The 24,202-nt window shown below is 66.0% G+C and carries 20 protein-coding genes and 1 pseudogene; 17 read left to right on the top strand and 4 right to left on the bottom strand.

The genetic code is table 11. The features are described from left to right. Both CKO23_RS26885 and CKO23_RS10215 read left to right on the top strand, forming a co-directional pair. A pseudogene (locus CKO23_RS26885) lies at positions 1–124 on the top strand (IS1595 family transposase); the annotation flags it as partial. 133 nt (positions 125–257) lie between these two features. After that, positions 258–818 carry a hypothetical protein gene (locus CKO23_RS10215; RefSeq protein WP_200330670.1) on the top strand — a complete coding sequence of 187 codons (561 nt, stop codon included), beginning with the start codon at positions 258–260 and terminating at the stop codon, positions 816–818. A 438-nt stretch (positions 819–1,256) separates the two neighbouring features. Here the strand turns inward: CKO23_RS10215 and CKO23_RS10210 are convergent, their stop codons facing one another. The 3 genes from CKO23_RS10210 to CKO23_RS10200 form a co-directional block, all read right to left on the bottom strand. Further along, entirely contained in the window at positions 1,257–2,036 is a 780-nt protein-coding gene (locus tag CKO23_RS10210; protein WP_200330668.1) for a DUF4239 domain-containing protein, read from the bottom strand. Between the two features lie 150 nt (positions 2,037–2,186). Beyond that, positions 2,187–3,026 carry a DUF4239 domain-containing protein gene (locus tag CKO23_RS10205; RefSeq protein ID WP_200330666.1) on the bottom strand — a complete coding sequence of 280 codons (840 nt, stop codon included), beginning with the start codon at positions 3,024–3,026 and terminating at the stop codon, positions 2,187–2,189. A gap of 141 nt (positions 3,027–3,167) precedes the next feature. Beyond that, positions 3,168–6,320, bottom strand: a complete 3,153-nt coding sequence (locus CKO23_RS10200) for a DEAD/DEAH box helicase (RefSeq protein ID WP_200330664.1) — start codon at positions 6,318–6,320, stop codon at positions 3,168–3,170. Positions 6,321–6,551: 231 nt separating this feature from the next. Here CKO23_RS10200 and CKO23_RS10195 point away from each other — a divergent pair, with 231 nt between their 5' ends. From CKO23_RS10195 to CKO23_RS10125, 15 genes are all read left to right on the top strand, one after another. Further along, the gene (locus tag CKO23_RS10195) at positions 6,552–7,304 is read left to right on the top strand and encodes a (Fe-S)-binding protein (RefSeq protein ID WP_200330663.1); all 753 of its coding nucleotides are present in this window, start codon (positions 6,552–6,554) and stop codon (positions 7,302–7,304) included. A gap of 104 nt (positions 7,305–7,408) precedes the next feature. Continuing rightward, on the top strand, positions 7,409–8,044 hold the full coding sequence (locus CKO23_RS10190; RefSeq protein WP_200330661.1) for a hypothetical protein: 636 nt from the start codon (positions 7,409–7,411) through the stop codon (positions 8,042–8,044). Between the two features lie 283 nt (positions 8,045–8,327). Beyond that, entirely contained in the window at positions 8,328–8,777 is a 450-nt protein-coding gene (locus tag CKO23_RS10185; RefSeq protein WP_200330659.1) for a DUF805 domain-containing protein, read from the top strand. Positions 8,778–8,969: 192 nt separating this feature from the next. Next, positions 8,970–9,455, top strand: a complete 486-nt coding sequence (locus CKO23_RS26880; protein ID WP_200330657.1) for a Gmad2 immunoglobulin-like domain-containing protein — start codon at positions 8,970–8,972, stop codon at positions 9,453–9,455. Between the two features lie 466 nt (positions 9,456–9,921). Next, positions 9,922–10,230 (top strand): PepSY domain-containing protein, encoded by a 309-nt coding sequence (locus CKO23_RS10175; protein WP_200330655.1) that lies wholly within the window; start codon positions 9,922–9,924, stop codon positions 10,228–10,230. A gap of 9 nt (positions 10,231–10,239) precedes the next feature. Next, positions 10,240–10,899 (top strand): response regulator transcription factor, encoded by a 660-nt coding sequence (locus CKO23_RS10170; protein WP_200330653.1) that lies wholly within the window; start codon positions 10,240–10,242, stop codon positions 10,897–10,899. Next, positions 10,896–12,227, top strand: a complete 1,332-nt coding sequence (locus CKO23_RS10165) for an ATP-binding protein (RefSeq protein WP_200330651.1) — start codon at positions 10,896–10,898, stop codon at positions 12,225–12,227. The genes CKO23_RS10170 and CKO23_RS10165 overlap by 4 nt, the downstream gene beginning before the upstream one ends. 79 nt (positions 12,228–12,306) lie before the next feature. Then, positions 12,307–13,557 (top strand): TolC family protein, encoded by a 1,251-nt coding sequence (locus CKO23_RS10160; protein ID WP_200330649.1) that lies wholly within the window; start codon positions 12,307–12,309, stop codon positions 13,555–13,557. A 161-nt stretch (positions 13,558–13,718) separates the two neighbouring features. Beyond that, entirely contained in the window at positions 13,719–14,861 is a 1,143-nt protein-coding gene (locus CKO23_RS10155) for an efflux RND transporter periplasmic adaptor subunit (protein WP_242482341.1), read from the top strand. Then, positions 14,861–17,923 (top strand): efflux RND transporter permease subunit, encoded by a 3,063-nt coding sequence (locus CKO23_RS10150; protein ID WP_200330647.1) that lies wholly within the window; start codon positions 14,861–14,863, stop codon positions 17,921–17,923. Before CKO23_RS10155 ends, CKO23_RS10150 begins: the two co-directional genes overlap by 1 nt. Positions 17,924–17,973: 50 nt before the next feature. After that, positions 17,974–18,276, top strand: coding sequence for a DUF3240 family protein (locus CKO23_RS10145; protein WP_200330645.1), 303 nt, complete (start codon positions 17,974–17,976; stop codon positions 18,274–18,276). A 158-nt stretch (positions 18,277–18,434) separates the two neighbouring features. Beyond that, entirely contained in the window at positions 18,435–18,875 is a 441-nt protein-coding gene (locus tag CKO23_RS10140; RefSeq protein WP_200330643.1) for a hypothetical protein, read from the top strand. Between the two features lie 468 nt (positions 18,876–19,343). Next, positions 19,344–20,207: a hypothetical protein gene (locus tag CKO23_RS10135; RefSeq protein WP_200330642.1), complete on the top strand. Its 864-nt coding sequence runs from the start codon at positions 19,344–19,346 to the stop codon at positions 20,205–20,207. After that, complete coding sequence (locus CKO23_RS10130) at positions 20,204–22,522, top strand: CARDB domain-containing protein (protein ID WP_200330640.1); 2,319 nt, start codon at positions 20,204–20,206, stop codon at positions 22,520–22,522. The genes CKO23_RS10135 and CKO23_RS10130 overlap by 4 nt, the downstream gene beginning before the upstream one ends. Positions 22,523–22,969: 447 nt before the next feature. Continuing rightward, positions 22,970–23,674 (top strand): DUF3581 family protein, encoded by a 705-nt coding sequence (locus tag CKO23_RS10125; protein WP_200330638.1) that lies wholly within the window; start codon positions 22,970–22,972, stop codon positions 23,672–23,674. Here the strand turns inward: CKO23_RS10125 and CKO23_RS10120 are convergent. Next, the gene (locus CKO23_RS10120) at positions 23,662–24,045 is read right to left on the bottom strand and encodes a Uma2 family endonuclease (RefSeq protein WP_200330636.1); all 384 of its coding nucleotides are present in this window, start codon (positions 24,043–24,045) and stop codon (positions 23,662–23,664) included. The genes CKO23_RS10125 and CKO23_RS10120 overlap by 13 nt on opposite strands. Between the last annotated feature and the right edge of the window lie 157 nt (positions 24,046–24,202).

Here is a 24,202-nt window from a genome sequence, read left to right as displayed (position 1 = left end):
TGCCAGCTACCTGAACGAGTTCGTGTTCCGCTTCAACCGCCGGCGGTCCCGCAGCCGTGGGATGGTGTTCTACCGGGTACTCGAACTCGCGATTGCGAACGAGCCTGTGCGCTACAAGGAACTCGCACTGACCCAGCGACCCCGAACAGTACTCCCCACCCCGCCGAGGGCAAATGGCCACCCGCCAAGCCTCGACCTCCCTCCCGCAAACCGTCCGTGGAGGAACTCCGGTTAAGTGGAGAGCCCAGACCGGCGATATGCGACGCGCGATCGACGCCAGTCGAAAGCTGACGGCCGGGCAACGACGCGACGGCTATCTCCTCAGACTGCTTCAACAGCGTATCTTCGCCGGACAGACGTCGGATACCGCATCCATTCTGGACGCGATCTCCACCACCGAGGCTCATGCCCGAGCCTATGCCTATCTGGCGCTGGCGGACCAAAACGAGCGGCTCGCCGAACGGCACTTCCAACTTGCCCTCCGGGAGAGCGACAAGATCGAGGATGCTCTCGGTCGAGTCATGGCGCAGGGTGAGATCGCCCGCGTGATGGCCCACACCAGTTTGAAGCAACATGCTGACGCGATCTTCGCGCGCGCGGAAAAACAGCTTGAGGAAATGGCCGCCGGCGACACGACGGACCAGGGCTGGGCCAGCTTGGCGAAGAACCGCGCGCGCGCACTCGACACCTCGGGGGCAGCGTCCTGCGTGCGCCTTGTCCAAGACCCGCGCCTTCAAGCCATTGCGCAAGAGGACTTGCTGGCTGTCACGGATGCCGTCAAGGATCTAAAGGCTACGGAGAAGGTCACCGCGTCCTGAGTCTTTTCGCCGGAGCATGGGTTTTCGGCATCATTAAGCACGTGATGGGCTTGCGCCAATGCTTCGCCTCCATGGGCAGCTTCCCCGCTATGTCCAGACCAAGTTGGGCAGTCTTCCATAGCGAGCCCCGCAGGGGTTACCGTGAAACAGCAAACATCTCGCGACACCGCTCTGCGGTGTCGCGAGCGACCGCCATGGTTTCATTTTCCGGGGTGCTGCCACGCCTACATGCTCGTTAGCCGGAGAGCCTCACGTGAGCGAGGCTCAAGCTCCGCGAGACGACTGTCGAAGTGAACGGCGCGGGATTCGGTGGACTTCGCTCTCGCTCGTCCACCCTACGGGTTCAACTGATGACCAAGGCCACGGCGCGCAAGCTGGGCGATCCAGACCAGAGGTATCTGAGCACCTTCGTTCCGCACCCACGCTATCCCTAAATGCTCAATCGAGGCTTGCCCGCAGCTCGCGCATGAAGACATCGGCTGAATCCATCGTGATGAATCCCAGGCGCGGGAACTCGAAGTCCATGATGAAGTAGAGTGTGGCGGCAATGAGTCCGGCAAAGATGAGCATGTGCAGGAGATCCGATTGCTCGCTATTATTGGCTTGCGCTTGTCCGGCAAGCAAGGCAGCTAGGATCGCCAGCGCCACCAGGAACCAAACAATACTTGGATGCACATGCATTCTTGCCATGGCGGCCCGAGTCGTCGTGAAGTCGAAGCTGTCGTTCAACGGCGGAAGCAGAAGGCTGGCGACCTGCGGGCGGCCATCGCGATGCGCCGATGCGACAGCCTTTGCCCAGATGTCGTTCTGAAGCTGTTGTAGACCGGCGACCATCTCCATCGCGGTCTTTTTGTCCTGCGCCTCGTCGACCACCCGTTGCAGCCCATCGACATAACGTCGCATCAGATCGCGAATCGCGGGCTGATCTTCCGTCGGCAGGAGGTCCAATCGCATCCAGGCCGTCCCGAGCGCATTGACTTGTTGCACGACCAAATTGCGACGTTGCTCGAAACGGGAGTCCGCGCCCGTAAAGGTGAAGGCCAGGAGCAGGCCCAGAAGGGCGAAGACGGCGCCCTCGACGGCACCGGCACTGCTTTTCCCCCCTTCGCCAAGACGCTCGATCCGACGTCGGCCAACCGCCCGACCCATGTATTGCGCGGCCATGAGCGCCGAAAACAGCCCCAAGGCCAGTAGGGCGGACTGCGCGATCTCACTCATTTCAACCAGACTCCGAAATTGATGGCGGCCACAAATATACGGTCGGCAGGCGGTGCGTCGCTATCGAAATTCGCCGGCACGCGGCGAACACGGTCTGGTTCCCATTCCAGCTGGCAGCCGGGGGCCAACAGCTCCCTCAAGACTGAATCGTCAGTTCAGGCTTGCCCGCAGCTCGCGCATGAAGACATCGGTCGAGTCCAGCGTGATGAATCCCAGGCGTGGGAATTCGAAATCCATGATGAAGTAGAGTGTCGCGGCAATGAGTCCGGCGAAGATGAGCATGTGCAGGAGATCCGATCGCTCGCTATTGGCTTGCGCTTGACCAGCAAGCAAGGCAGCCAGGATTCCCAGTGCCACCAAGAACCAGACAATGCCAGGATGCACATGCATTCTTGCCATGGCGGCCCGGGTCGTCGTGAAGTCGAAGCTGTCGTTCAACGGCGGAAGCAGAAGGCTGGCGACCTGCGGGCGGCCATCGCGATGCGCCGATGCGACTGCTTTTGCCCAGATGTCGTTCTGAAGCTGTTGTAGACCGGCGACCATGTCCATCGCCGCCTGTTTTTCCTGCGCCTCATCGACCAACTGTTGCAGTCCATCGACATAACGTCGCATCAGATCGCGAATCGCGGGCTGATCTTCCGCTGGCAGCAAGTCCAATCGCATCCAGGCCGTCCCAAGCGCATTGACTTGCTGTACGACTAGATCGCGACGCTGCTCAAAACGGGAGTTCGCCCCCGAAAAGGTAAACGCAAGGAGCAGACCGAGAAGGGCGAAGACGGCGCCCTCGACGGCACCGGAACTGCCTTTTCCCCCTTCGCCAAAGCGCTTGATCCGACGCCGGCCAACCGCCCAACCCATGTATTGCGCGGCCATGAGCGCCGAAAAAAGCCCTAAAGCGAGTAGGGCAGACTGCAGGATCTCACTCATTTCAACCAGCCTCCGACATTGATGGCGGCGAGAATATACGGCCGGCAGGCGGCGTGCCACCATCGAAAATCCGCTGGCACACGGTAACAGGGTTCGCAGCTGCGTCCCGAGCGACCCCGAGGCCAGAGGGGAGCAAGCCGCGAACGCAGCCCCACGGGGAGAGCCACGGCCACCGGCAAGAAGGCAGGGTCGGCCGTCGCGATCTCAGTCCCCGGCCGTGCCCTCGACAAAGGTCGCGGCGTCCTCGACCAAGGCGGCGAGCAGCGGCGCGGGAACGGCGTCCGCGCCTTGTGCCAGCGCAATCGCGCGCATGAGCAGGGCGGCATCGTCCGAACTCAACCAACCCGCCGGCAAGGCCTCGGCGAAGAGCCAGACGCCCGCTTCCTGTGGGGTTGGCGGATCATCGCGCCCCGCCCGCACCGCCGCGGCGGCGAGCAGGGCGCTCAGGATGAGTTCGGTGGTTGGGCCTGGGCATGACTGTTGAAGCAGCAGGGTCGCCGCGGCGACGCCTTCCCTGGCTCGACGCAACAGCGGGTGGCACGCGGGGCGCTGCTCGTCTGGCTGCGGCTCGAAGACGGATTCGACCTCGGCGATGGGCGATGCGGAGCCGAGTCGGCCGAGACTCGCCAGGGTGCGGCGGTCGATGAGGGCCGTCGGAACCCGTTCGAGCAAGGCTTCGATGGCCCTGTCGTCCTCCTGATCGACGCGATCCAAGACGACCAGGAGACCACCCGATCGACCTGCCGGATCACCGGTCTTCTGAAAGAGGATTCGTTGGATACGGGCGCCGAAACGCCCTTGCAGCTCCAGGATGCACTCCCGCACGATGGCCTCGGACGCCGCCTCCGCGGGCCGCTGGCTCGCCTCCAGCGCCGCCTCGCGTGACGGCGCTTCGGCGCTCGCTTCGGCTGAGGCGGCATCCTCCGCATCGACGTCGACCTGCGGGCCGGCGCCCGCCGGCACTGTCGCCTCCGCCGAGAGATCGTCCGCGAGAACCTCGGCCAGCCGCTTGGACACGCTGACGACATCCTCCGTCGCCGCCGGATCCACCACGTTGTCGAAGAGATGCCGCTTGCCCTGCACCAACTCCAGCACCCGCTCTTCATAGGAGGCCGAGGCGACCAGCAGGATCGCCTGCACCTTCTGGCGCTGCCCCAGCCGATGCACGCGGGCGATGCGCTGATCCAGCACGGCGGGGTTCCAGGGGACGTCGAGATTGACCAGCACGGCGGCGTTCTGCAGATTCAGCCCGGTACCACCGGCATCGGTCGAGATGAAGACCTGGATGGCGTCGTCCTCGCGAAAGCGGTCCATCAAGTCGCCACGCTTGTGGGTCGGCACCCCGCCATGCAGACGCACGCAGCCGAGCCCCATGCGTCGGATGCGCTGCTCGACCAGCTCCGTCATGCGCTCCCATTGCGAGAAGACCACGGCCTTGAGCCCGGCCATGCGGCACAGCTCGTCGAGGATGCTCTCCAGTTCGTCGAGCTTGGGCGCGCCTTGTGTCTCCTTGTCGACCAGGCCGGCGGCATTGCAGGCCATACGCGCCCGCTGCAGGGCGGCCATCATCCGATTCTGCTCGCTCGGGGTGAGCGGGCGGCGCTTCATGATCTGCGCCAGCAGGGCGGCGGCATGCACGGCGTCGTCATGGATGCCCTGCTGGATCTCGGTCATGGGCACGTCGATGCGCTGGACGATCCGCTCCGGGAGCTGATCGCGCACCAGTGAGCGGTCGCGGCGCAGCATCAGGGTCCCGAGCCGGCGGCGCAGCTCGGAGAGGTTGCGGTAGCCGAGCACCTTGCCGCGCTCGTCGGTGATGTGGAAGTCGACCATGTAGCGCCAGAGCGGACCCAGCACGCGCGGGTCGATGACCTGCATGAGGCTGTAGAGATCCTCCAGCCGGTTCTCCAGCGGGGTGCCGGTGAGCACGAAGGCGTAGCGCGAGGCGATGCGCTTGACCGCGCTGGCGATCTTGGTGCGCCAGTTCTTGATGCGCTGGGCCTCGTCCAGGATGAGCAGGTCCGGGCACAGCTCGCTGTTGATGATGCCGTGGTCGCGCATCACCAGCTCGTAGTTCACCACGTAGAAGCCGCGCCCCTGACGATACTGAACGCCGCGGGTCTCCGTCGGTCCCTGGATGATATGCGCCTCGGTGCCGGTAAACTTGGCGATCTCCCGCGCCCACTGCAGCTTGAGCGAGGCGGGACAGACGATGAGCACGCGCTCGACGGCATCGTGCTGGTGCAGCCAATAGGCCGCGGCAATGGCCTGGAGCGTCTTGCCCAAGCCCATGTCGTCGGCGAGCAGCGCCCGCCCGCGACCGGCGAGGAAGGCCACACCCTCAACCTGATAGGGGTAGAGCCGTGCGTTGATACCGGGCAGGCGACCACCGCCGGCGCGGATCTGGGCGCCGATCTCGGCGGCCCGCTGGCCGCGCGCCGCGTCCTCGGCGAGCCGGCGGGCATAGCTCAGGGCATCATCGCCCAAGTGCAGGTCGCTGCGGCCGGCCACCCGATCGGCAAGGCGCAGGAAGTCATCCGGCACGCGGAGTCGAAAACGACCGTCGGCGTCGAAGTGCTCGCTCAGCAGCGGGCTCAGCTCGACTGAGGTTGGCTCGGCGCCGCGATGCAAGCGGATGACGGGCGCATCCTCGCAGCCCCAGTCGAGATAGACATAGGCGTTGGGGGCGGGCAGCTCCCGCAGGCGGGCGAAGTCCTTGCGCTTCCTGACACGGTGCAGCACGGCCTCGATGTGTTTGCAGGTCCCCAGCTCGTTGGTCGCGAAGTCGGGGCAGGTGCAGTGGCTCGCACGCTCTGTGAGCGAACGGATGTGCACCCGGTAGCTCACGGGGAAATGCGTCGTGGATTGCAGGGAGCGCGCGCTCCAGAGGCCGTAGCCTGCCGTCTCGGCCGACTCGGACAAGGGCTCGACCAGCACCTCGGCGCGCGCCTTGGCGATGCGCTCCTCGATGGCGGTCTGCGCCGCGTCGGCGAGTTGGCGCGCATCCCCGTGCCCCTTGGCGTAGGCGAACAGGGCCGCCAGCGCATGGACACACAAGGCCGAGCCCCCGGCGTCCGGGCCGCCGCAGTCACAGCCGGCCAGGATGGTGCCTTCGACGTCTAGGGCGATCTCGACCTGGAGCTTGTCGCCGGAGTCCTCGTCCTCGACCTCGGCCCACAGCCCGGCGTCCTTGCGATCCAGTGCGGTGATGCGATGCTCGTTGCTGTGTCTGAGCGCGGCGCGAACGACGGCCTGCTCGGCGAGCGATTCGAGCTGCTCGGTGTCGAGCAGCAGCGGATCCGAGCCGGGGGCGCTCTGGGTGTGAGCGCCCCCGTCATGGGGGGAGGCGTGGGTCATCATGGCTCCTGAGCAGCGATGCCGGTCGAGGGTGGCCGCGAACGCCGATCGCAACGGCTGTGCGCGCGGCACGATTCTAACCGCAGCGGCCCCACGCCGCGCACCCCAGGTCGGAGCACATCCGCTCGCCCGCGGAGGCGCGGCGTCAGCCGCTGGCGATCGCGCGACTTGCCTCGGCCGGCGATTCGCCGTGAAATCAGGACTGACCCTTCGTCGAGATCCGACACGCCCATGCCCAAGCCTGACAGCATCCTCTTCTTCGGCACCTGTTTGGTCGACCTCTCCAGCCCTCAGACAGGGCTCGCCGCGATGCGACTCATCCAAGGCGCCGGGGTGCGCGTGCGCTTCCCGCGGGATCAGACCTGTTGCGGTCAACCCGCCTACAACGCCGGCTATCATGACGAGGCACGGCGCGTCGCGCGGCTCCAATTGGATGTCTTGGCGGGCGAGGAGCCCGTCGTCGTCCCTTCCGCCTCCTGCGCCGGCATGCTGCGCGTGCACTATCCCAGGCTGTTCGCCGGCACCGCGGACCAGGCTCGGGCGGAGCAGTTGGCCGATCGGGTGGTCGAGTTCTGCGACTTCCTCGACAGGGTCTTGCAGATCGCACTCGTGGATCTCGGGCCGCCCGTGCGCGTCGCCGTCCACCACTCCTGCTCGGCCAGACGGGAAATGGCCGTCGCCGATGCCGCGATGGCACTCCTGGCCCGGCTGAGCAATGTGACTCTGGTCGAGCCCGATCACGCCGAGGAATGCTGCGGTTTCGGCGGGACCTTCGCGATCAAGGAGCCTGAGATCTCGGCCGCCATGGCAACCGACAAGGCCGCCGCGGTCGCTGCGACCGCCGCACCCTTGCTGCTCAGCCAGGACTGCGGTTGCCTGATGAACATCGGGGGAACCGCCGAGAAGGCGGGGCATGCCTTCGAGACGCAGCACATCGCCGACTTCTTGTGGGCCAGGACCACTCCGCCAGCGTCCGCCAGCTGAGGACAGAGACCCACGCGAGCCAGGCGCGACCGGCCGGGCTCTATTCATGACGACGGCCACCGCGCTTAGAATGGCGCCCACCGTCATCGCATGGAGCCGACGTGATGCCAATCCCGCAACCATTCAGCCTTACGCCTCTGATCGCCGTCTGCCTGTGCCTTGTCGCCTGCGACGCCACGCAGCCCGTTCGGGTCGATGACGGCGTCGAGCTGCCGGCGGTGAACACCACCACCCTGAACGCGCTGCTCACCCCGAACGAGGCACTGGAGATCCTGACCTTCCCGGATGTCGGCCGCATGACCTTGACGGGCCTGCTGCAGGACGATGGCGGCACGGCCTACGCCGTCCCGGTCGCCAAGGGTCAAGGGTTTTCGGTCGCACTCACCAGCGCGAACGATGCCGCCTATTTCGATCTCATCGACACATCCAACCCGACTGGCACCGCCGTGTTTCGCGGCGAGGTCGAGGGGCGGACCGCGGATCTCAAGGCCACTGACGACACCACCTACCTGATCCGCCCGCGTCTGCCCGCGATGCTGACAAGACAGGGCGGAGGGGCGACCTTCGGCATCGAGGTGGCCCGCGGCGCGCTGGGCGTCGCGCCGACTCAGCCAGGCGCTCGCGCTCAAGCGGAACCTGATGCGGCGGGTGAATCAGATCGGGCCGCCGACGCGAGCGGCGCCGGACGTGGACAGGAGGCTGCAACCCTGGGGGCGGGTCGCCGCAGCCCCGAGCGATAAGCTAGGGTCCGACGGAGATGCCACCAGGCGGCCGAGAGGCCGAGCGATCACTGCGGCACAGGAATTCGATCCGCGCCCGCAGGCGGAGGTCGGCCGGCTTCAGCCGCGCGTCCCGCGCCGAACCAACGTCGCGCCAGCGTTGTTTCCAGGGGGCGGTTGTGATGCACTGGCCGCGCATCTCAGCCGGCCGACGCGACCTGGACCGACCAAGGCACTGTCCGAAGCGATCCCCGGCCGGCGCCGAGACAGAACCGAACACTGACCACACAGCGACAGAGGAACCATGCTCAAACCTCTCTATGGCGAACTCACCACGGGGCGCCTGAAGCGCCTGCCCTATCTTGGCTACTACATTCTCGTCTCCGCGCTCATTCTGCTGGTCGGCTTCGGCATCGGCGCATCCGTCGGGCTGGCTGAACGGATGCAGGGTGGCGAGGTCGCGGATGCGCAGGCCCTGCTGCAAGACAAGCTCGGACTCGCCGGTCTCCTGCTGATCGCTGTCGTCTTCGGCGTGCTCTTCTTCGCACACCTCAACCTCGCCGCGAAACGCATCCGCGATATCGGATTGCCCGGTTGGTGGATCCTGCTGTCGATCGCCGCCCTCGGAGTCTTCGCGTCCATCGTGGGCGGCAGCCAGCTCGCGAGCGGCATCAACCTCCTCATCCTGTTCTCGGTGTTCATGCTGCCTAGCGATGCCTTCGGAAAGGTGCCGGGTCCCAAAGCAGGCGGCTGAGCGCTCGGCATGCCGCCCTTCGGGACCGCGGCGCGGCGATCTTCGAAGACGCCCTGGTCGGCCTGGGTCAGAGGCCGCCGATCAAGGTCCACATACGACCATTGCAAGCCGTACCTTGACCCACCGCATACCCGGATCTAGGCTCATCTGACCGAGAGCGCCACGATTCGGCAGGCACTGAGGAGAGGATGCATGGCCATGATTCGTATCCAACAGCCGGTCGCCTTCGATCTCGTCGGCACGCCCATCCAGGTGGCTGGCGAGAGTCTCACCTTCGAGGCCAGCATCAGCTACCGGGTCGGCGAGGGCCACGACGAGGTCAATGGCTTCTTCACCGCGGGCGGCGGCGTCGCCTTCCGCCAGTTCCAGACCCAGATCCCAATACCCGAGACGGCGGCGTTCAAGCTGCCACGCCTCTTTCTGCAGCTCTTCGAGATCAGCGCTCGGGACGGTGGCGAAATCAATGTCGTCACCCTGCCGATCCTCTATGGCCCCTTGATTCTTCCGGGCTATCGGGATACCAGGAGCATCCCGTCGTCCCAGGCGACACGCTGTCCAAGCTGGCGGCGCACTACTACGGCGACTCGACCGCCTGGGCGCCCATCCAACAGGCCAATCAGCCTCTGGTCTCCGACCCCAACCTCATCTTTCCAGGCCAGATCCTGCGTATCCCGATGACCTGAGCACAAACGCAGGCGCCGGGCCGCCACCGCGTGACTCGGCGGGTTGAGCAACCTCAGGCACCGCTCAGCACGATCGGGCGTGGAGGATGACAGGCCTTCACTTTGCGCTCCATGACCAGCAGCCAAGACTCAACGCCGTCAACCAGTTCCTCACACGAGAGCGAGCGCCGCCCGCGCATCCTCGGCGGCGGTTTGGCTATTTACAGGCGAAAACAGAGGGATCGAGAGGCCAGCGACTCGCGTGATCCGATTCATCTCGGATTCAGTTTGGTCGTCTAGCGTAAATCACACGAGGAGAGAAATGCGTCGTTTTGGAACGCGTCGATCTCGGAAACAACGACGCTTTCCGTCATGGGCACGGTCGAGTGTGATGCTCCAACATCGCCTCAGAGATACGAGACAGAGGCAACAAAGGTCGGGATCGCGACCGCGATCGCCACCCAAGGCAATGACTTCATTCTATGCATAAGGCCGCGCCCGCATCCACGATCGGAATCGTTGCTCTCCTGATGACCGCGCGTCTCGCCGCCGACGGACCCTTGGACCACGACGAGGTCAAGCGGTTGCGCGAATCCGGCCAGATCCTGCCCATGAGCCAGGTGCTGGAGGCCGCCTACCGACTGCGGCCCGGGCAGCTCGTCGAGGCCGAGTTGGAACGCGAGCATGACGGCTATCGCTACGAGATCAAGATCTTGGATGCGGCCGGTCAGATTCACCAGCTGGAGCTGGACGCCGCGAACGCGGCACTCATCCGTGACTCGGACAGATAAGGGACGAAGATGCGCCTGCTCCTGGTCGAGGATGACGCCGCTCAGATCGCCGCGCTCCTGCCGAGCCTCAAGTCGGCCGGGCTCGCCGTCGATCAGGCCCTGGACGGGCTCACCGCCGAATCGCTCGGTGCGGTAGAGCCCTATGACGTCATCGTGCTGGATCTCGGTCTGCCCGGGCGCCCCGGACTCGAGGTGCTGCGCAACTGGCGCGCACGCGGCATGAGCACGCCGGTACTGGTGCTCACCGCCCGCGATGCCTGGCACGAACGCGTCGACGGGCTCAAGGCCGGCGCCGACGACTATCTCGGCAAGCCCTTTCATGTCGAGGAGCTGCTGGCACGCATCCAGGCCCTGGCGCGACGCGCCACCGGCAATCCGAGCCCAGTGCTCGAGGCCGGCGGACTGCGGCTCGACGAGGGGCTGCAGCAGGTCGTCCTCCCAGCGGGCAGTGTGCGCGAGCTGACCGGGACGGAGTTCCGGCTGCTGCGCTATCTGATGCGCAACCCCGGCCGACTGCTCTCGAAGACGCAGCTCATGGAGCACGTCTACGACCTGGAGACCGAGCGCGGCAGCAATCTGATCGAGGTCTACATCCGGCGTCTGCGCGAGAAGATCGGCCGCGAGCGCATCCTCACCCAGCGCGGCCAAGGCTATCTCTTCCCCAAATGAGATCGCTCGAGGGACGGCTTCACCTCGGACTCGGCATCAGCCTGGTGCTGCTCATCGGCGCCGCCTGGTGGCTGGGCCATGAGGCCCTGCACCACACGGCCGACGCCTTCGTGATCTCGCGGCTCGAGCACGACGCCGAGGGACTCCTCGGGGCGCTCTCGGTCTCATCGGACGGGACGCCGCAGATCGGCGCGGAGCGGTTGACACCCGTCTATGACCAGCCCTATTCGGGGCACTACTTCGTCATCTCGGTCGCTGGCGGCGGGCGATTGCGCTCGCGCTCGCTGTGGGACGAAGACCTCCAACCACCAACGCTGGCAGCCGGTCGAACCGCCGTCTGGCGCACACCCGGACCGACCGAGCAGCGCCTGCTTGCCTGGGTGGGCGGCTACCGCGTCGACGGCCGCGATCTGGTGGTCGCCGTCGCCGAGGACCTCTCGCCCTTGAGCGGCGCGCTCATGGGCTTCGAGCGGCTGTTCGCGCTGATGGCCGTGGTCGGGCTAGCCCTCATCCTGCTGATCCAGCGGCTCGTCGTGCACAGGACCTTCACCCGGCTCGAGTCCGTCTATCGTGATATCGAGCGACTCGAGCGCGGCAAGACCGTCTATCTCACTGAAGACGGGCCGACCGAGATCCTGCCCCTGGTGCGCAAGCTCAATCGCCTGCTGCTGCGCTTCGACCAGCGACTGGAACGCTCGCGCACCGCCGCCGGCAACCTGGCCCACGGGATCAAGGGACCGCTGAGCATGCTGCGTCAACAGCTGCGGGACCCTGGCCTCAACATTGCGCCAGCGCACCGGGAGGCACTGCTCGATCAGATCGAGCGCCTCTATCGCATTGCCGAGCGCCAACTCAAGCGCGCGCGTCTGGCCGGCGCGGGCGGGGCGGGCGTCAACTTCGAGGCCGCCGAGGAGCTGCCGACCCTGGCCCGCCTCCTCACCCAGATCCACGCCCCCAAGCCGGTCGACATCCAGCTGGACGACCGCACCCAGGGTCCACTCGAACTGGATCGCGAGGACATGCTGGAGCTGCTCGGCAACCTGCTCGACAACGCCTGCAAGTGGGCCAGATCCAGGGTCTGTTTCGAGCTCGGGATCGAGCATGGATGCCTGATCCTCTGCATCGAGGACGACGGCCCGGGCTGCTCGGAGGAGGCGCTCGCCGCCATCACCGGGCGCGGCGTGCGGCTCGACGAGGAGGTGAGCGGCCACGGGCTGGGACTCTCCATCGTCAAGGAAATCGTCGACAGCTACCAAGGCCGCATCGGCTTCGCGCGCTCGGCAAGGCTCGGAGGGCTTCGGGCCGAGGTCGAGCTTCCGCTTGGGTGAGTGATCTGAAACGCGCCGACGGGAAGCTTTCTGTCCGAGCATTCAGGTTGGTTTCAGTTTGGGGCCCTAGCATGCGCCCATGGACAGCAAAACGCCCCTTCAGCCCATCCAGCCCTTGCGCCGGCGGCCACCCGCACTGCTCATGGCGCTCCTGGTGCTCGCTACCGGCGGTGCGCAAGCGGGTAGCCTCGGGGACGCCGTGTCCTCGGCGCTCGAGCAGGCCGATCAGCAGCCGCGCGTCGGCGCCATCCGCGCCGAGCGTGATGCGGTGCGCCAACAGGCCGGCAGCCTGGTCGCCGAGGACCCGGCGCTGCGTGTCAAATATCTCTCGGATCGCGTCGACCGCGACCAGGGCGCCTACGAATGGGAGGCCATGGTCGACCTCCCGCTCTGGATGCCAGGCCAACGCAGCGCCAGAGACGGTGTCGCGACAGCACTCGGCGGCCAAGCCGACACCCTGGCGCGGTTACTGCGCTGGGAGATTGCAGGGCGCGTGCGCGAAACACTCTGGGACAGCGCGCTCGCGCGAGGCAGCCTGAGCCAGGCCGAGGAGGCACTCGCCAGCGCCCGCGCCCTCGAGGCGACCGTGGCCAAGCGCGTCAAGGCCGGCGAGTTGGCACGGGTCGACCTGCTGGTGGCCCGTCAGGATGTGCTCGACCGCGAGGCCGAGCTGCAGGCAGCACGGGTCGCGCATGAGCGCACGCTCGCCATCTACCGCCACCTCACCGGCCAAGCGCAGCTCCCGGAACCGCTGTTCGAGTCCGCGTCCGACCTCGGCGAAGCAGCCGAGCTGCCTCCCGATCATCCCCTCCTGACCGACGCCGATAGCGCGCTGGCGCTGGCCCGGGCCGAGCGCGCGCGTGCCGAGAGCGAGCGGCGCGGCAATCCGGTGCTCAGCCTCGGTGGCATCCGCACGCGCGACGCGCGCGGGCTGGACGCCGATCAGGCCGTGCAGATGGAGATCAGTCTGCCCTTCGGGCTCGCCAGCCAATCGGCGCCCAAGGTCGCATCCGCGCAACGGGCCTATACCGAGCGTATGACGGCCCTCCATCAGACCCGACGCGAGGCCGAGCAGCGGCTCGTCGAGGCACGTGTGAGCCGATTGGGCGCCGCCGAGGCGCTGAGCGTCGCCGAGCGCCGCCACGGCCTCGCGCACGAGGCGCTGGACCTGGTCCGCCGCGCCTTCGACCTGGGCGAGGCCGATCTGACCACCCTGCTGCGGGCCGAGGAGCGCGCGCGCCAGGCCAGTGTGGACCTGGAGCTGCGCCGTCTGGAGCAGGGCCGCGCGCAGGCCATGCTCAATCAAGCCCTTGGAGTCGTCCCCGAATGAACTCAGAACGCGTCGTCAGCCGTCAGCAGCCAGACTCAAGCTGTTGTTTAGTTTCCATGGTCAACTTCGCTCCGGCGGTTGGAGGGCTAAAGTGGACCCCATGTCCAGGACACGTTCGGCGTGGTGTCTGGCAAGGCGCGACGCAGCGTCGGAGTCGTTCCATGGCAACCCGTTCCATGGCAACCCGCTGCAACGCAGCCATCATCCGCGCGCTCGGCGCGCTCGCCCTGCTGCTGCCGCTGGCCGCGCCGGCCGCCGACCTGATCGCGCTCGACGTCGAGCAGCAGCGCGCCTTCGGCATCGACCTCATCGCCCCCTTCGCGGCCGACGCCCGGCTCTCACGCCGCTACCCGGCCGAGGTCGCCGTCCCGAACCGCCAGCTTCGGGTGGTCGCCGCGCCCCAGGGCGGGGTACTGGAGACCCTTCGTGTCGCCGAGGGCGAGCAGGTCGCGGCCGGCCAGGTCATCGCTGAGCTGCGCAGCCCGGACCTGGTCGACACCCAGAGCCAGTACCTTGAGGGGCTGATCCGGCTCGAGCTGGCGGAGAGCGTGCTGGCGCGCGACCGCAAACTCCTTCGCGAAGGCGTGATCGCCGAGCGCCGGCTGCTCGAGAGCCAGGCCCAGCAGCGCGAGCTGGCGAACCTGGTCGAGCAGCGCCGCCAGCTCCTGGAGCTGGCCGGTCTCGCCGCAGAGGACATCGCCACCCTCACCCAGACCCGGCGGCTGTCGAGCACCCTGCCGATCCACGCGCCAATCGCCGGCGTGGTGCTCCAGCAGATGGTCAGCACCGGACAATCCGTGGCCGCCGCCGATCCGCTCTATCGCGTCGCCAAGCTGGATCCCCTGTGGCTCGAGATCCATGTGCCGGTCGGCCAGCTCGCTGGTCTCGCCGTCGGCAATGAGGTCTTCCTGACCCGCCAGGGCACGGCGGGCAAGATCATCACCATCGGGCGCATGGTCCACGGCCGCGACCAGGGCGTGCTGGTGCGCGCCGAGATCCACGAGGGCAGTCAAGGACTGCGTCCGGGCCAGTTCGTCGAGGTCCAATTGATGACGGCGCTTGCCAACGCCCCCTCCGACGGCGAGACCCTGCACGGCTGGCGTCTGCCGTCGAGCGCGCTGGTGCGCGATGGAGAGGCGACCTATGTCTTCGTCGCCCGTGACGGCGGCTTCGCGGCCGAGCCGGTCACGTTGATCGGGGAGGAGGAGCAGAGCGTGGTCGTGAGCGGCGCGCTGGAGGCCACCGACCAGGTCGCCATCAGCGGCGTGGTCGCGCTCAAGGCGGCCTGGCTGGGAGGCGAGTGATGCTGGGGCGCCTGATCCAATTCGCCCTCACCCAGCGGCTGCTGATGCTGCTCGCGGTGGGGCTGCTGATCGGCGGCGGCTGGAAGGCCTTCCAGCAGACCCCGATCGACGCCTTTCCGGACGTCTCGACCACCCAGGTGAAGGTGATCGTCAAGGCCCCCGGCATGACGCCGGAAGAGGTGGCCTCGCGCATCACCAGCCTGATCGAGGTCGAGATGCTCGGCATTCCAAAGCAGACCATGCTGCGCTCGATCGCCAAATACGCGCTCACCGACATCACAGTGGACTTCGCCGAGCGCACCGACATCTATTGGGCGCGCCAGCAAGTCTCCGAGCGGCTCAACGCCATCTGGGGCGACCTGCCCGAGGGCGTCGAGGGCGGCATCGCCCCCATGACCACACCGCTCGGCGAGATGTTCATGTTCAGCATCGAGGGCGGCGACCTGACCCTGGCGGAGCGACGCGACCTGCTCGACTGGACCATCCGTCCGGTGCTGCGCTCGGTACCCGGCGTGGCCGAGGTCAATGCCCTTGGCGGCTATGTGACCACCTTTGAGGTGGTGCCCGACAACGCCCGCATGGCCGCGCACGCCATCCAACTCGCCAACCTGCGCGATGCCATCGCGGCCAATAACCGCAACGACGGCGCCGGACGCCTGGACGAAGGCGAGGAATCGCTGCTGGTGCGCAGCGCGGGCGCCGTGCAGACGCTCGACGACCTGGCCGGGATCGTCATCGGCGGCGACGCGCGCCAGCCGGTGCGGATCGCGGACGTAGCCGAGGTCCGCCGCTCGGCGCTCACTCGCTATGGCGCCGTAACCCGCAACGGCGCTGGCGAGGCGGTCGAGGGGCTGGTCCTGGGCCTGCGCGGAGCCAACGCGCGCACCCTGGTCGAGAGCGTGCAGGCCAAGCTCGACGCGCTCGGGCCGAGCCTGCCCGAGGGCGTGCGCATCGAGGTCTTCTACGACCGCGGCGTGCTGGTCGACAAGGCGGTGCACACCGTCTCCAAGGCGCTGATCGAGGCGACCCTGCTGGTGCTCGTCCTGCTGGTGCTCTTCCTCGGCGACCTGCGCGCGGCCCTCACCGTCGCGCTCATCCTGCCACTGGCGGCGCTGGCGACCTTCATCCTCATGCGCCAGTTCGGGCTCTCGGCCAACCTCATGTCGCTCGGCGGTCTGGCGATCGCCATCGGCATGCTGGTGGACGCCGCCGTGGTGGTGATCGAAAACGTGGTCACCCAGCTCGCGCGCGGCGCGGCGGGCGGACGCCTGCCGCGGCTGCACCTCATCTATCGGGCCACGCGGGAGGTCGCGGTCCCGGTGGCCTCGGGCATCCTCATCATCATCATCGTCTTCCTGCCGCTGCTGACGTTGCAGGGGCTGGAGGGCAAGCTGTTCGTGCCGGTCGCCCTGACCATCGTCTTCGCCCTGGCCAGCTCGCTGCTGCTGTCGCTGACCGTCATTCCGGTGCTCGCGTCCTATCTGCTTGGCGCAAACAAGCACAGCGACCCCTGGCTGCCGCGCCTGCTGACCCGGCTCTACATGCCGGTGCTGGATTGGGCGCTGCGTCGCCAGGCCTGGGTGATCGTCGCGGCAGGCGCACTGCTGGTGCTGGCCGGCCTGCTCTACACCCAGATCGGCAAGACCTTCATGCCGACCATGGACGAGGGCGATCTCATCGTCCAGCTCGAGAAGCTGCCCTCGATCAATCTGGCCGAGTCGATCGCCATCGATCAGCGTGTCCAGCGCGCCATCATGGCGGACGTGCCGGAGGTGACAGGCGTCATCGCCCGCACCGGCTCGGACGAGTTGGGGCTGGACCCCATGGGGCTGAACCAAACCGACAGCTTCCTCCTACTCAAGCCCCGCGACGAGTGGCGCTTCGCGACCAAGGAGGCCCTCATCGACGCCATCCGCGCTGTGCTCGAGCGCTTTCCGGGCGTCGACTATGCCTTCACACAGCCGATCGAGATGCGCGTCTCCGAGATGCTGACCGGCGTCCGCGGCGATCTGGCGGTCAAGGTCTTCGGCGGCGACCAGGACCGGCTCAACCAGTTGGCCGAATCGATCGTCCGCGTGCTCGAGGGCATCCAGGGGGCTCAGGACGTCTACACCCCGCGCAACGAGGGCGCACAGTATCTCAACCTGGTCGTCGACCGGCTCGAGGCCGGCCGGCTCGGCATCGACGCCGATGCACTCGCTGCCGCGCTGCGCGCTCAAGTCGAGGGGCTGCGCGTGGGCACCGTCTATCTGGAGAACAAGCGGCGACCGCTCGTCGTCCGCGGCCCGGAGGAGCAGCGGCGCTCACCCTCACGCTTCGCCGGTCTGCAGGTCGCCCTGCCCGACGGGCGGGCAGCCCCGCTCGCCAACCTGGTTCACATGGAACGTGTCGAGGGGCCGGTGGCGCTCAGCCGCGAGCGCGGCAATCAGATGGCGGTCGTGACCGCCAATGTGGACGGACGCGACCTGGTCGGCTTCGTCGAGGAGGCGAAGCAGGCCGTGCGTGAGCAGGTGGATCTGCCGAGCGGTTACTGGCTGGAGTGGGGCGGTCAGTTCGAGAACCAGCAGCGCGCCGCCGCGCGGCTGGCGCTGGTGGTGCCGATCGCGCTCGGGCTCATTTTTCTGGTGCTCTTCTCGACCTTCCGCTCGGTGCGCCAAGCGTTGCTGGTGCTCGCCAACGTCCCCTTCGCGCTCATCGGCGGCGTCTTCGGGCTCGCCCTGACCGGCGAGTATCTCTCCGTGCCGGCCTCGGTCGGCTTCATCGCCCTGCTCGGCATCGCGGTGCTCAACGGCGTGGTCATGGTGACCTACTTCAATCAACTGCGCGCCCTTGGACGCCCGATCCAAGAGGTCGTGGTCGAGGGTGCCAGACGCCGACTGCGCCCGGTCCTCATGACCGCCAACATCGCCGCCTTCGGCCTGGTCCCCCTGTTGTTCGCCACCGGCCCCGGCTCCGAGATCCAGCGTCCGCTGGCTATCGTCGTCATCGGCGGGCTCATGTCCGCGACGGCCCTGACCCTCATCCTGCTCCCAATCCTCTATCGCCGCTTCGGTGAAGGATGAGGCGGCGCGTCAACGTCCAGCGCAAACCACTGACAACTGACAACTGGCCAATGCCCAACCAACTCCTCTATCTCATCGTCCCCCCAGCCGCCGAAGACGTTGTCGCCGAGTGGCTGCTCGAGCGCGACGACGTACCCGGCTTCACCAGCGTCCCGGTCTCCGGACACGGCTCATCCGAGCGCTCCATGACGCTCGCCGAGCAAGTCGCGGGGCGCTCACGCCGCGTCATGTTCTTCATTCATCTGCCCACGCCGGCTGCCACGAGCGTGCTGGCCGCGCTGCGCGGGGAATTCAGCGGCAGCGGAATCCACTACTGGCAAGTGCCGGTGCAGGAGTACGGGAGGCTCGAGTAGCCAGCGCCATGGCGTTGCGGTCGGCACTCATCCAGAGGTGTCGGGAATGGAATCGACGTTGCGGCCTTCCCAGACCTCAACGCATGGATCACAGCCAGATCAGCACGCATCTCGCGCTGGCGCCAGCAGGGCTCGATTCACAACTCAGGAGCAATGAAGTGAGAAAGAAGATCGATGAGGTCGAACGCGCGCCAAGCCACGGCATCCGTATCGCTATCGTCCTCGCCGCGCTGTCGTCAATGACGGGAGCGGGGTGCGCGACAAACCCTGCGACACCCGAGGAGCGCGGGTTGACGATCGAGAAGGTCGCTTCGAGGGAGGTCGTCGTGGGTCCCGTGCGGGCCGAGCAACGCAGCGACGGCATCCGCGTCTACGGGAGCGCCTCACGCAGGATCTCCAGGCGCGGGGCCGTTCCCGGACACGTCCATCTCGCAATCATGAGTCCGGACGGGCAAGTCCTGTCAGAGACCGACGCCAGCTTCATGCGGCGCAACCGACAGGCACAATCGGCCGGTTTCAACGCCCTCCTGCCGGTTGAGGCACCTCCTGGCTCTGTCTTGCGCGTCACCGTCCAACCGAACCCCTGCTGCAACTTCTGAGTTCATCCGATCCTGACCGCACGCGATCCCGCGCCAGCCAGGCGCACGCGCCCCACGTCCGCCGAGAAGTTCCGCCCGCGAGCGTCGATAGTGAGCCGCTGCCGAGCTGATCGAGCGTTGGAAAAACGCAGTTGTGTCTTGCCTGAGAACCTGACTGGAACTGGACGATGACATCGCGATAGTCCTTGAAGCGTGCCCCCGCTGGCGGTGCTGGGGTGAGGGAATCCCGCGATCCTCGTCACTGCAGAACTCCTGACATATCGAAGTATTCAATGCGACTGGATCACCTCGTTCCGCTGGATGATCAAACAAAAAGTGACCCGCCCCACTTTTCAGGCCATAAGTCCGAGTGTTGCTATAGGATTTAGTCTCGCGTAGGCTCCGTAGAGGAATGTGCTTGCAACGAATGGACGAGTAGACCGCAGCGGCTTTTCTGTTTGAGTGAAATTCAGCAATGAGGCGATTCACATGATCGATACTCACCTGATCCGTAACCGAGTTGGAACCGCACGGCACGCGCCACTTTTGATTGTCCTCATGGGTGTCGTCATGGCCGACACCGGTCATGCGACGACAGTCATTCCGATCGATTTCAAGCAGCTCGCCGCGGCATCCGAGCTTGCCGTGGAGGCGACGGTCGTCGATCTGCAGTCGGTCTCCGTCGGTCAACCGATCCCACCCACGAGCGAGGTCAAAGACGCCCGGATTCCGGAGGGCGCGGATGAGGACAGCAAGAACGACGGCACGGAGGAAGCGACCGCGTCGGGCGAGTCCGCTTTCCAGGCTCAGGACGCGGCGGCGATCGAGCCACTGGGCGTGGAAGGCGGGCAAATGTTCTACACCGACGTGACGCTTGCGGTGCACCAAACCCTCTTCGGAACCGCACAGGAGCGTATCCAGCTGCGCTTGGCCGGCGGTCATGACGAGAAGGTCCAGATGGTCGTCGACGGTATCCCGGAGCTTGAGCGCGATCAGAGATATATCCTGTTTCTGCGCCCCGGTTATGAGAAGAGCGCCGCCCCGATCACGGGAGTCGATCAAGGTCTCTTTCGTCTGGTCAAGAATGCGTCCACGGGGCAAGAGGAGGTTCAGGTCTACGACGGCGACATCGTCGTCGCCGTGGAGAAGGATCAGCTTGTCGTCGTCCGAAATCCTGCAAAAGCGGCTGCGTCCCGGCTCCAGCTCGGAACCGCGCCAAAGCCTGACTCGAAAGATGTTCCCTACGCTGAACTCAGTCCGGAGGTTCTGAGGTACTGGCGCTCGACCGAACCGCCAATGGCGATCGATGACTTCATCATGGCTGTCATGGCGGAAAAGGGGGTGGTGCAATGAAATCTGCATGGTCATTCTTTGCGGCAGCCAGTTTGAGCAGCGTGGTCACGACGAGCCATGCCTATGTAATCGGCAACTGGTGGCCGGACGGAGACAACATCGTGATGGACGATGTCCTGCTTCCCGCCGCGACCTGGAGCACGCCGGCCCAATCTCAGATGTCGGAATGGAACTACGTCGATACGACGAACAACTCGCATCCGTTCCGCATCAACAACAATCCGCAGTTCTCGTTCGGCGCCAACGACGGTGACAACACCATCGGCTTTCTTTCCGAGTCGGGGCTCAACTCCGAGTATGGTCTTTCGTACGCATCCGCGCTCGCCTGGACCATCCGCTGGAGCGGGTTCTTCAGCGGGCGTATCGACGAATGCGATATCGCGCTGGATCCGACCCTGGGCTGGAGCCTCAATCCGAACGACTCGACCTGGTTCCAGTCGACGGTGCTGCACGAGCTCGGGCACTGTCGAGGTCTCAGTCATGAGAACGATCTGCTCTCGATCGAGAACAGCGGGACGAGCAAGTATCTGCGAGCCGAGACGCTCTACATGGATGATCGCGTCGGAATCCGCCAGCATGCCAGTGCTGTCACCGAGCGAGACATCGTCATCTACAACAAGTGGCACGACGGCAGTCTCCCGCGCTGGATGACGATGAGCCCGACCACTCTGCGCGAAGGCGACATCGTGACCTTCAACAACATCACGGCGGAGAATCGTGGTAATCAGTCGTTCACCGGGCCGCTGCGCTTCGGGGTGTACCTATCCACGAACGCAACGATCTCCACCGGCGACCAGTTGCTCAATACGGGCAGTTGGGGCTCGTTCGGAACCTATACCTTGAGCACCTTCAACTGGAGCGCGCAGATCCCGACCATGAGCGACTGCGCGACGCGCTACATCGGCGCCGTCATCGATGACAATGGCGCCTGGGCCGAGCGCTACGAGGGTAATAATGCAGTGACTTTCACGAACGGCGTGGCCTACACGGGGTCGAGCTACACGCCAACGCCGCTCACCATCCTGCTGGCGGAGGACGTCAACGAGCCGAACGACAGCACCGCCGCGGCGACGGCCGTCACCTTGCCCTATGTGCGCTCCAATCTCAGCATCGACCAGGACGCGGAGGAGGACTTCTACCGGATGGTCGCCCCGCGGCGCGGCACCTTCAATCTCAGCGCGACCTTCAGCCATGCCTTGGGGGACATCAACCTGCGCCTGCTGAACTCGAGCGGCGGCACCCTGGCCAGCTCCACGACCACCACGAATAACGAGTCCATCACCTATCACGTGAATACGGGCGGAACCTATTACGCCCGTGTCTACGGCTGGGGCGGCGGAAGCTGCAACAAGTACTCGCTAAGTCTGAGCTTTACGCCCGATTGGCCCGACCTCATCGTGGCGCGGCTCAACCTGTCGGACATCATTCTGAGCCTGGGCCAGACGTTCGCCATCGACGCTACGGTTCTCAACCAGGGCGAGGGGGCCTCGGACGCCACGACCCTGCGCTACTACCTGTCCGCCGATGAGATCCTCTCCAAGGACGACAGGCTGCTGGGCACGGATGCTGTCGGGGCGCTCGAACCGGGGGCGCGTTCGCCGCAAGATATCAGGGCAACCGCCCCCGATGTGCCCGGCGACTACTGGATCGGGGCTTGCGTCGATGCGGTGAAGGAAGAATCCGACACCACGAATCAGTGCTACGCGATGGTCAAGATCGGTGTCGGCGGCAGGCCCGACCTGACCGTCGAGGATCTCGCGCTGAGCAGCGCAAAGGTCTCCGCGGGTGGCGCCTTTGAGATCAAGGCCAGCGTGCACAACCTGGGATCGGTCGGTTCGACCGCCTCGACACTGCGCTACTTCCTCTCGGCCGATCAGACAATCGATCGATTGGACAAGGAGCTCGGCAACAACCCGGTGCCGGGACTCAGGGCCGGTGATTCCGCAACGGACAGCATTCGGGTATCGGCGCCAAGCACGGCGGGAACCTGGTGGATCGGAGCCTGCGTCGATCCGGTGACGGGCGAGACCGCGACTGGCAACCAATGCTTCAGCCCTGGCGCCGAGCTGAACGTCTCCGTCGGAACGCCTGACGACCTGCTGATCACCGACGAGACCTGGGCAGGGACGGAGAATCGCCGGGCGTGCAACTCCATCACCGCCGGTCCCAGGTTCGTGGTGAAGAGCGGGAGCAACGTCAGCTTCCAGGCGGGCGCGCAGATTCTCCTCAAGAGCGATGTCGCACCGGGCGCTGGCGTGACGATCGAGAAGGGTGCGTCCTTCACAGCCGTCATCGGCACTCCGCCAGGGTGTTAGTCATCTAGAGAGGTGCCGATCCAATGCCGTTCTGGCAAGGGATCGGATCGCGGCTCGGAAACGCGGTTTCCGAGCCGCGAAGTCTCTACCTTCGTCAGCATGCTCCACCTGGCCCCTCAACACCTGCAGCGACCCGCGCAAACAGCACCTCATCCCGCCCCGCAACCCATCAACGCAACCCCCTTCGCCGAGGTCTACGACAAGACCGACCTCTAGCCGCCCCCAGTGTGCCGGCATGCCGCGAGAGCAGGCACTCTCGGCGTTGGAATGATCTGGTGTGCGGCGGGTCAGGCGCATTCGCTTTGAGGTGCGGTTAGAATCCGGGTGTTTCGATTGACCCGTGAGTTGGCTGGGCACGCTGTGCCGACCCGACCTCGCGCGCGGTCGATGTCTTCCCCCGCCCCGATGCCACCCCGTCGGGCGCACCATTTCTCGGAGCGATGAGCCATGTTTCTCGATTCTTTCCACACGGCCGCCGGCGGCGCCGTTCGTGTCTCCGCGGCGCAGGGCAGTGCCTTCGCGAAGGAGGTCGCGGGTGACTTCAATCCCATTCATGACGCGGCGAATCCGCGCTTTTGCGTGCCGGGCGATCTGCTGTTCGCGCTGGTGCTGACGCGGTTCGGGGTGGCGAGCCGGATGGCCTTTCGCTTCACGGGAATGGTGGGGGCGGATGCCCCTCTGACCTTTTCGGAGGGCGACGCGGGGGTGACGGTCGGGGCCGAGGACGGCAAGTCCTGTCTTGAGGTCGAGTCGAGCGGGGAGGTCAGCAAAGACCTGGCGTTGATCGAGTCACTGGTGCGCCGCTACGTCGCCTTTTCGGGTCAGAACTTCCCGCACATCCTGGTGCCGCTCATGGAGGAGCATGGCGTGATGATCAATCCGGACCGGCCGCTGGTGATCTATGAGCGGATGTCGTTCGAACTCGACCGGCTGGATTGCCCGGATCTGGACGTGGTGCTGGAGTCGACCGCGCTGGAGGTGAAGGGGCGGCGCGGCGAGGCGCGCTTGGGCTTCGCGCTCAGCGCCGGGGGCGAGCCGGTCGGGCGTGGCTCCAAGACACTGATCCTGAGCGGGCTGCGCGAGCACGAGCCCATGGCGCTGCAAGGCTTGGTGGAGCGTTACGCGGGCTGGAAGGCGGCCTATCTCGGCTGATCCGCCGTCCCTTCCGCGACCTCGCCGGGGGTCGGCTCGGGCCGCGCGGGAAACGACAGGCGCTCGTAGATGTCGACGAGCCGCAGGCTGCAATCCATGTCGGTCAATGGAATGCTGTCGTCCGGGGCTTGATACTCGGTCAACAGCCAGCGGTTGCCGGTCTGGCGGGCGAAGTGCTCGACGCGGCACTCGGTCTGGCTGACCAGCAGGTAATGGTTCAGCGAGGGGAGGTTGCGGTAGTGGGCGAACTTCGCGCCCCGATCGTCGCTTTCGGTGGATTGGGACAGCACCTCAATGATCAGTCCGGGATTGAGCAGCGTATCGACCTTGGTGTCCTCGAACTGCGGCGCGTCTCCTGCTGCCGCTCCCACTCCAGGTAGTCCTGCGGCGTCGATCGTGATTGCGCTTAGGCACCCATTGCAGCGTCTCCGACTCGATAGACTTGCTTCATTCTGGGCAATCTCGGCCGGCAATGCGAGACCATGGCCGGTGCGCCGACCGAAGCCTTCCGCGCAGGCCGCTCCGCCA

Origin of the sequence: Thiocystis violacea (assembly GCF_016583565.1) — a bacterium.
GTDB lineage: Bacteria > Pseudomonadota > Gammaproteobacteria > Chromatiales > Chromatiaceae > Thiorhodococcus > Thiorhodococcus violaceus_A.
The sequence above is the reverse complement of the archived record's forward strand: the minus strand, read 5'-3'. Positions and strand labels throughout refer to the sequence as shown.

Coding starts and splice junctions, on each gene's coding strand:
- CKO23_RS10215 (WP_200330670.1), top strand. CDS start 258: ATGCGACGCGCGATCGACGCCAGTCGAAAGCTGACGGCCGGGCAACGA.
- CKO23_RS10125 (WP_200330638.1), top strand. CDS start 22,970: ATGTTTCTCGATTCTTTCCACACGGCCGCCGGCGGCGCCGTTCGTGTC.
- CKO23_RS10190 (WP_200330661.1), top strand. CDS start 7,409: ATGCCAATCCCGCAACCATTCAGCCTTACGCCTCTGATCGCCGTCTGC.
- CKO23_RS10210 (WP_200330668.1), bottom strand. CDS start 2,036: ATGAGTGAGATCGCGCAGTCCGCCCTACTGGCCTTGGGGCTGTTTTCG.
- CKO23_RS10200 (WP_200330664.1), bottom strand. CDS start 6,320: ATGACCCACGCCTCCCCCCATGACGGGGGCGCTCACACCCAGAGCGCC.
- CKO23_RS10195 (WP_200330663.1), top strand. CDS start 6,552: ATGCCCAAGCCTGACAGCATCCTCTTCTTCGGCACCTGTTTGGTCGAC.
- CKO23_RS10145 (WP_200330645.1), top strand. CDS start 17,974: ATGCCCAACCAACTCCTCTATCTCATCGTCCCCCCAGCCGCCGAAGAC.
- CKO23_RS10205 (WP_200330666.1), bottom strand. CDS start 3,026: ATGGTGGCACGCCGCCTGCCGGCCGTATATTCTCGCCGCCATCAATGT.
- CKO23_RS10150 (WP_200330647.1), top strand. CDS start 14,861: ATGCTGGGGCGCCTGATCCAATTCGCCCTCACCCAGCGGCTGCTGATG.
- CKO23_RS10135 (WP_200330642.1), top strand. CDS start 19,344: ATGATCGATACTCACCTGATCCGTAACCGAGTTGGAACCGCACGGCAC.
- CKO23_RS10165 (WP_200330651.1), top strand. CDS start 10,896: ATGAGATCGCTCGAGGGACGGCTTCACCTCGGACTCGGCATCAGCCTG.
- CKO23_RS26880 (WP_200330657.1), top strand. CDS start 8,970: ATGGCCATGATTCGTATCCAACAGCCGGTCGCCTTCGATCTCGTCGGC.
- CKO23_RS10185 (WP_200330659.1), top strand. CDS start 8,328: ATGCTCAAACCTCTCTATGGCGAACTCACCACGGGGCGCCTGAAGCGC.
- CKO23_RS10130 (WP_200330640.1), top strand. CDS start 20,204: ATGAAATCTGCATGGTCATTCTTTGCGGCAGCCAGTTTGAGCAGCGTG.
- CKO23_RS10160 (WP_200330649.1), top strand. CDS start 12,307: ATGGACAGCAAAACGCCCCTTCAGCCCATCCAGCCCTTGCGCCGGCGG.
- CKO23_RS10175 (WP_200330655.1), top strand. CDS start 9,922: ATGCATAAGGCCGCGCCCGCATCCACGATCGGAATCGTTGCTCTCCTG.
- CKO23_RS10155 (WP_242482341.1), top strand. CDS start 13,719: ATGGCAACCCGTTCCATGGCAACCCGCTGCAACGCAGCCATCATCCGC.
- CKO23_RS10170 (WP_200330653.1), top strand. CDS start 10,240: ATGCGCCTGCTCCTGGTCGAGGATGACGCCGCTCAGATCGCCGCGCTC.